The sequence below is a fragment of the Bacillus sp. 220_BSPC genome, assembly GCF_001054655.1.
Classification (GTDB): Bacteria; Bacillota; Bacilli; order Bacillales; family DSM-1321; genus Peribacillus; species Peribacillus frigoritolerans.
The window spans coordinates 66,052-73,017 of record NZ_JVPL01000309.1; the positions used below are offsets into that span (position 1 = coordinate 66,052).

Below are 6,966 nucleotides of genomic sequence, written 5' to 3' on the forward strand. Positions count from 1 at the left end.
TGTTTAAATGAAGTTGAAACTTTGTCCTAACAAATGAATCCCCCATTAACAATTTCACAATCAAGTGATGGACTCTTCATTTTTTCCCAGATTCTATAATTAAAGATTTTTTCTTATCTTTAAATAGATAAGATTCTTTAAAATGGTTCAAATCATTATTGATATGCTGTTCCATTCTCTTCGCAGCCAATTCAGGATCCTTGTTGTTCATCGCTCTATAAATTTCATAGTGTTCAGATAGAAAGCTATCACTGCGGTTATATTGTTTTATAATGGTGTCCCTACAAATACGACTTAATGAGTGAATGTTATTCATTATGGTTTTTAATCGACTGTTTGCACTATAGGCAACAATTGATTCATGAAACTGGGTATTCAATTCAATAATATCTTCCATATTATTTTGTTTAATTGCTTGCTCTGTTTTGTATAAATATTGTTTTAATTGCTCTAATCCTCCTGGTGTTATGTACTGGGTAGCCCAATACACAGCAACAGACTCTAAACCTACTCGTACCTGATATAGGTCTATTGCATCTTGAAGCGACGGAGTGAAAACGGTTACAACTCCATCGTTATTAATGAGTAATCCGTATTGTTCTAACTTTCTAAAAGCCTCTCTTACAGGACTTCTACTTACCCCTAGTTTAGATGCTATTTTTGTATCAATTAATCGTTCACCTGAGCAAATCTTTCCTTCCAAAATTGACTCTTCTAAATTTTGGTATATTTGTTCATATAATGGATCCACCCTTTTAACCTGATTCACTTTTTCCACTACCCCCCTTTTCTTCCGTATATAAAATTCTAAATATTGTAATCTGTCGACTACACGATACACCTATATATAATGCAAGTACTGTGCCAACATATTCAGGGCAATTCTGCCCATAAATGTATCCATTCAATAGACACTTGAACTACATGTATAGTCTATAATATTGACAATTGTCTTAAATATTGACAATTTTCTGAATACAATTTAAAGTAAAATAAATATTTATGAAGAGGTGAATAAATATTGTCCTTCCTTTTTGCATTTGAAGAAGATCAAACTTTTTTGTCGAGTATTTTTGATGCTATACATGACTGTGTGAAAATCGTGGATAAGGATGGAAATTTCATCTTTATTAACCTGTCCGCCGAAAGGAATATGAACATTGATCGAGAAGAATGGATTGGTAAGAATGCAAAGGAATTGCTTCCGAATTCAGTCATTCTTGATGCTCTGCATACTGGTATCCCTCAATTTCATAAGCATAGCTTTGTACTTAATAAAAATTTCATTGTCCATGCCTCACCGTTAACATTGAATGGGGATTTGGTCGGTGCTATTTCCACACATAAAGATGGTAGCGAGATAGAGAAGTTAAAGGAATCGTTTGATCACTTTACGATTAATAAGTATATTAATTATCTCGAAAATGAACTACATCTCATCCAAATGTTACCTTTAGAAATGAAAGATTTTGTTATTTCAAAAGACAGTACACTTATCCATGAACTTTCCAAAATAAAAAAGCTGGCCCCAACAGATATCTCTATCTTAATCCGTGGAGAAAGCGGTGTCGGAAAGGAAGTTATCGCTAAAAATATCCATCAATTGTCTAATCGGATGGGAAAACCTTATATACCTATTAACTGTGCGGCCATTCCCGAGGCATTACTGGAAAGTGAACTTTTTGGTTATGAAGAGGGAGCATTTACAGGAGCCAAAAAAAACGGGAAGAAGGGGAAATTTGAGTTAGCCAATAAAGGCACAATTTTTCTCGATGAAATCGGCGATATGAGTTATCACCTTCAGGCTAAGATGTTGCGGGTACTGCAACAAAAAGAGCTAGTCAGAGTTGGGGGAAGTGAAGCAATTCCACTGGATGTACGGGTGATTGCGGCAACCAATCAGGATTTGGAATCGATGATTATTAATAATACATTCCGCGAGGATTTATATTACCGAATTAATGGATTAACTTTCACTATTCCTCCACTACGCGAAAGGAAAATGGATATAGATGTTCTCATTCTGCATTATTTAAAGGAGTTTTCGTATAAATATAATAAACAAAAAAGGTTGAGCCAAGAAGCTCACCATTTGTTATTAAACCACTCACTCCTAGGTAATGTCCGGGAATTAATAAATGTTTTGGAGCATGGGTTTGTTTTAGCGGAAAATGATGAAATTCAAATCTCTGATTTACCGAAAAGTTGTATTGAAGGATATATGGCCCAAGAAGAAGACATTCCACAACGGAGAAGTAAAGAAATTGAAGCATCTTCATTTACACTCTCCGATTCTGATTCCTTGGATTTCATGGAAAACATGAGTAAATTAGAGGTCGCTTTAATTGTAAAAGCCCTTAAACGCTCGAATAACAATCGATCCAAAGCTATAAAAATGTTAGGGATTTCTCGTCAATCTTTTTATGATCGTCTAAAAAAATATGAAAAAGAGATATCTTATTATTTGAAGTAAGTGACCAAAACTCGAATATAAATAGAAGAGAAGAATTAAGGTTAATGTTAACTGATGATACTGTCTGGCTTTAAATAATGTTACTCTTTATCGAACATTTATAGGTTTTGATTCTTACATTTCCAAACCTCTGTTTTTTTAGTACAGACCTATATTTATCTTGCAACTGGACATTTTGAAGTTTTTATAAAATATTAATACTATTTGTAGTCTTATTTAGTATCAAAGGTTTCCTTTAGTGATGTCAGGGGGTTTATGTTACAGTCTAAATTATGTTCAATAAATGAAGAGACATAAACTTAAGCCCTTGTAATGGATAACTAAGAATAAAATCTTGAGGGATTTAGCCTCATGGAATAATTCTAATTCATATTGCGTATCAACTTAAAAAGCTTCTGTTAAGCAACCAAGATGATTTTTCTTCTTTACTTTTGATTTTACAGTCTTTCATTATAGCGACATTAGTATATTGCACTGGGATGATCGAAAAAAATCAATTGTCCTCAAATCAATACTGCTGATACCGGGTTATGAATCTTGTATTATTCAGCAAATCTAGCAACTCCTATAAATGATAACAAATAAAAAAAGGTCCTTTCACTTTATAGACAGAAAAATAAACTAATTTTTAAGATAGTTTTTTCCAAAGCGCCATACCATCTAGAATCCCGCCCCTTATAGTCCATAACCCCTTCCAACACAAACATGACAGTGAAGTATTCAGTTATTAAATTATCTTCCTGATGTAATAATAAGGAAACATCAACTACAAAAAACACTACATACTAGTGTATTATGTATAAGGCCTTTACCCAATGATAGAAAACGACCAATATATCAAAAACGGTCATTTTTTCATAACAGTGGAATTTTCGTCTGTTTTGTTGCAGAGGACAAACATGCAAAGTTTTTACTTGATTCCCTATAGGTTGATAAAAAAGGCTAAAATAAACTAAAGTAAATGAGGGTAACGCTATTAACAGTACTCCCTTATCTATTATAAGCGCTGTACATGATACAGCCCGTAATTAGGTAAAGAAAGCATTGGTTTCGTATCGGAGATTAAGCCATATGATGGTTGCTCAAATGCTATACAGGCAAGCCTACGAGTTAAATCGGCCACATCCATTAATTCCATATCGTTTTGACTGAAAAATCCAGCATCATCGACCTCCACTTTATCAGCTTGAGGATGTCCTTCTATATAGTCCATCAAAAAAACAAGGTAAACATTATGTACATTACGCGGAAGATCCCCAATTGCGACAATGCCCTTCACTCTTGATTTAATCCCTGTTTCCTCGTATACTTCCCGGACAATGCTTTTCTCAATCGGTTCATATTGTTCAATGTAACCGCCCGGATTAGTCCATAAACCTTTTCCAGGTTCCTGGCATCGACGAACAAGCAAGATTTTCTTGTCCTTCATTATGAGTGCACCAACACCAATACTATAATTTCCCCAAAAGACAAAACTGCAGCTAGGACAAGCCTTTCGATTCTCCCCTCCCATGCTGCGGACTTCCAAACGCTGCCCACAAGACAAACAAAACCGAGCTTCCACGTAATCTCCCCCTTTAACTAACATGTAATTACAAAATGATATCATCACTCCACACTTACCATAATATTTTGCCGGCATCTAATTCATAACTTCAACTCCTTCTCCTGTATTCTTACGTCCAAGACGAACACATCCACTCAAAAATCATTGTAAGGACTTAACTAAAATGTGTGCATGAAAGTCTTACAAACTCCCCTCCCCCTTTTTTTAGAATAATCACTTATTGTATTCCAAAGCCAAGCATGAATTTGCTGCTTATCATCATCTTTTTTTTCCAATGATATAAAACCAATCTCAAGTAAAGACCAATTGGCTAAAATGCTCCATGAATCTCGAACCCTTTTATAAAGCCTTTATGTTCCCTTGGATGATTCTTGCGATAGCTTTAAAATCATACTTATGGTTGACGACATCTACAACAAAATCCTGTTCTTCTTCTATTCCCATTATCCATTGATAATGATTGATCTTCAGAAACATAATAAGGGAAGCGAGTGCTGTCCTCTTGTTTGCGTTGTGGAACGCATGATTTTTTGAAATGGATTCGAATAATGCTGCAGCCTTTTCATGAATAGATGGGTAAGCATCATTCTCGAAAACAGTTTGTCTAGGTCTGTTCACTGCAGAATCAAGGAGACCGGGATCTTTCACTCCGATTTGTTCAGTAGGAGAATAAACTTTTATTTGAATAGCATTGATAGCAATAATTTGATTAGCGGAAAGATAGATAATATCCAACGTCATATTATCTATCCACCAATCCCTTGAATGCTTCGTCATGTTCTTTAATAACATCTGATAACATTTCCATAAATTCTGCATCTACACCTTTAGGTAATTTCACATTTTTATTTTTCCTTAATATGATTTCTTCACCCTTGAACTCAACCTCTAATTCGTCTCCAAAAGCTAAATTTGCCGTTTTCAACATTTCAACTGGAAACGTAATACCCAAGCTATTTCCAACTTTAGTTAATTTCCTAATGGCCATTATTCATTCCTCCTACAAAATAAAGTTATAATTGTTATTACTATTATAACATTAATCATTATGATTTATGCTACTTTTATCAGGAATCTGTTATTTTTGATTTACACAATAATGCTTGCAGATTTAGTCCCTAGAAGGACCTTATACTACAAGCTGAACAACCTCCATTATTGAAGAAGCCTCTTTTTTTAGACAACCATTGCACTTGTAAAGTCACCCCAATGTTTGTTTAACATACTTCCTCTAGTCAGTATTATGTAAACTAGGAAGGCTAAATATATTGTGTTTAATGATGTCGGTTTATGTTGTTTAATGTAGATTGAAATATAGAATAAATATGAACCCTATTTGTTGCAAAAAAGTTCACTATATATATATTTCAAGTTAGAGACTACCTTCGTTAATTATTAATTACTATAATTTATCTTATTTTTCTTGAGTTATTATATTATTATTTATCACTTAATATTAAATACATTTTATTGTATGTTTAAACGTGGTTTTAAAGAAATAGAAGAGGGAAGAAATGAAAAAATCAATTCCCTCCCTAAAGCGAATAAAGGTACACCTGTTTCAAATGCTTTCATCACTTCATCGGGTGTCCGCAGCATCCCAACACCCATCACAGGAACACGATTATGGATGTCTGATTGTTATCATCACAGATTGATCCGTTCCAAAAGCCGCCGACAGAAATATGGAGATAATCCAGGTCCTGGTCCGCTAACTTGTCCACTAATTGCAACAACGTTTCTTCCATGGTGAGGCAAGTTTTGACCTATTTTAGCTGAGTAATTTCTGCCAATATTTCATAGGAATGGAGGCGGGCCTTATGATCGTAAACCTGGGCGATTGCCATAATTTCATCGGCTTGACTTTCATCCAGAACCTTTTCCAGCTTTTCTTTTACGATTTGAGGACTGCCGACAATCGAAGTTCCTAATTGATTCTCAAGGGCAGCTATTTCATAGTCGCTCGCTATATCATTAATATTATCCACTGGCGGCTGCAATGGGACTTCCTTCCCCCGCATCAAATTCAAGAACTGCTGCTGCAATGTTGTAGCGAGCCGCTCCGCTTCTTGATCTGTATCGGCCGCAATGATGTTTAGCCCTACCATTGCATGAGGCTTGTCCAATACTTTAGAAGGCTTAAACGAACGGCGGTACAGCTGGATAGCCGGCAGTGTGTTATGCGGCGAGAAATGGCTCGCAAATGCAAACGGCAGTCCAAGCTCTCCTGCCAGCTGGGCACTGTATCCGCTCGAGCCTAACAGCCAAATAGGTATGTTTAATCCCTCACCCGGAATTGCTTTAACATGACTATATCCTTGTGCCAGGGAAGGGTCAAAGTAATTCCGGAGCTCAGCCAGCTGCTCAGGGAAATCTTCTCCTGAACTTCTCAAGTCACGTCTTAATGCACGTGCAGTAAGCTGATCAGTGCCTGGTGCACGGCCCAAGCCAAGATCAATTCGTCCTGGATATAATGATTCCAGAGTACCAAATTGCTCAGCAATAACAAGAGGTGCATGATTCGGCAACATAATGCCGCCTGAACCTACCCGGATTTTTGATGTACCTGCTGCAACATGGGAAATGACTACCGATGTTGCAGAGCTAGCGATAAATGGCATATTATGATGCTCAGCGAGCCAATATCGGTTATACCCCAGCTTTTCAGCGAGCCGGGCCAGCTCCAAAGTATTGCGAAAAGAATCAGCCGGCGTACTTCCATCTGTAATTGGAGAGAGATCCAGGACCGAGAATGGAATATCCGTAATTTGTTTTGTATCATTTTCAGGCATATGCTCATCTTCTTTCTTTAAAAATTTCGTTTCAAACCTATAAAAGAATTTACAGGTTGTTTTCTTTGTCCTTTTTTTCTGCTTCAATCTAAATCACATTAATTTAACTGATTTAATATCTGCAGAAAATACAT

At 36.0% G+C, this 6,966-nt stretch carries 7 protein-coding genes; 2 read left to right on the forward strand and 5 right to left on the reverse strand.

Features of this window, described 5'->3' with window-relative positions; translation table 11 throughout:
* Positions 1 to 76 precede the first annotated feature (76 nt).
* A complete protein-coding gene (locus ADA55_RS26130; RefSeq protein ID WP_048689317.1) occupies positions 77 to 778 on the reverse strand; it encodes a GntR family transcriptional regulator in 702 nt (233 codons plus the stop codon).
* Positions 779 to 1,021: 243 nt separating this feature from the next.
* Between ADA55_RS26130 and ADA55_RS26135 the strand changes: the two genes are divergently transcribed.
* Positions 1,022 to 2,473 (forward strand): sigma-54 interaction domain-containing protein, encoded by a 1,452-nt coding sequence (locus ADA55_RS26135; RefSeq protein WP_048689320.1) that lies wholly within the window; start codon positions 1,022 to 1,024, stop codon positions 2,471 to 2,473.
* 997 nt (positions 2,474 to 3,470) lie between these two features.
* Here the strand turns inward: ADA55_RS26135 and ADA55_RS26140 are convergent.
* The 3 genes from ADA55_RS26140 to ADA55_RS26150 form a co-directional block, all read right to left on the reverse strand.
* The gene (locus ADA55_RS26140) at positions 3,471 to 4,037 is read right to left on the reverse strand and encodes an NUDIX domain-containing protein (protein WP_048689322.1); all 567 of its coding nucleotides are present in this window, start codon (positions 4,035 to 4,037) and stop codon (positions 3,471 to 3,473) included.
* A gap of 342 nt (positions 4,038 to 4,379) precedes the next feature.
* Positions 4,380 to 4,781, reverse strand: coding sequence for a type II toxin-antitoxin system death-on-curing family toxin (locus tag ADA55_RS26145; RefSeq protein WP_048689325.1), 402 nt, complete (start codon positions 4,779 to 4,781; stop codon positions 4,380 to 4,382).
* A gap of 1 nt (position 4,782) precedes the next feature.
* Positions 4,783 to 5,028, reverse strand: coding sequence for an AbrB/MazE/SpoVT family DNA-binding domain-containing protein (locus ADA55_RS26150; protein WP_048689328.1), 246 nt, complete (start codon positions 5,026 to 5,028; stop codon positions 4,783 to 4,785).
* A gap of 486 nt (positions 5,029 to 5,514) precedes the next feature.
* On the opposite strand from ADA55_RS26150, the gene ADA55_RS29760 reads away from it, so the two are divergent.
* Positions 5,515 to 5,793: a hypothetical protein gene (locus ADA55_RS29760; protein ID WP_141236521.1), complete on the forward strand. Its 279-nt coding sequence runs from the start codon at positions 5,515 to 5,517 to the stop codon at positions 5,791 to 5,793.
* A 13-nt stretch (positions 5,794 to 5,806) separates the two neighbouring features.
* Here ADA55_RS29760 and ADA55_RS26155 read toward each other — a convergent pair whose 3' ends face one another.
* Entirely contained in the window at positions 5,807 to 6,832 is a 1,026-nt protein-coding gene (locus ADA55_RS26155; RefSeq protein WP_048689360.1) for an LLM class flavin-dependent oxidoreductase, read from the reverse strand.
* Positions 6,833 to 6,966 lie beyond the last annotated feature (134 nt).

Bases quoted from the DNA above. Each gene is read 5' to 3' on its own strand.
- ADA55_RS26145 (WP_048689325.1), bottom strand. From the start codon at position 4,781: ATGACGTTGGATATTATCTATCTTTCCGCTAATCAAATTATTGCTATC.
- ADA55_RS26150 (WP_048689328.1), bottom strand. From the start codon at position 5,028: ATGGCCATTAGGAAATTAACTAAAGTTGGAAATAGCTTGGGTATTACG.
- ADA55_RS29760 (WP_141236521.1), top strand. From the start codon at position 5,515: ATGTTTAAACGTGGTTTTAAAGAAATAGAAGAGGGAAGAAATGAAAAA.
- ADA55_RS26155 (WP_048689360.1), bottom strand. From the start codon at position 6,832: ATGCCTGAAAATGATACAAAACAAATTACGGATATTCCATTCTCGGTC.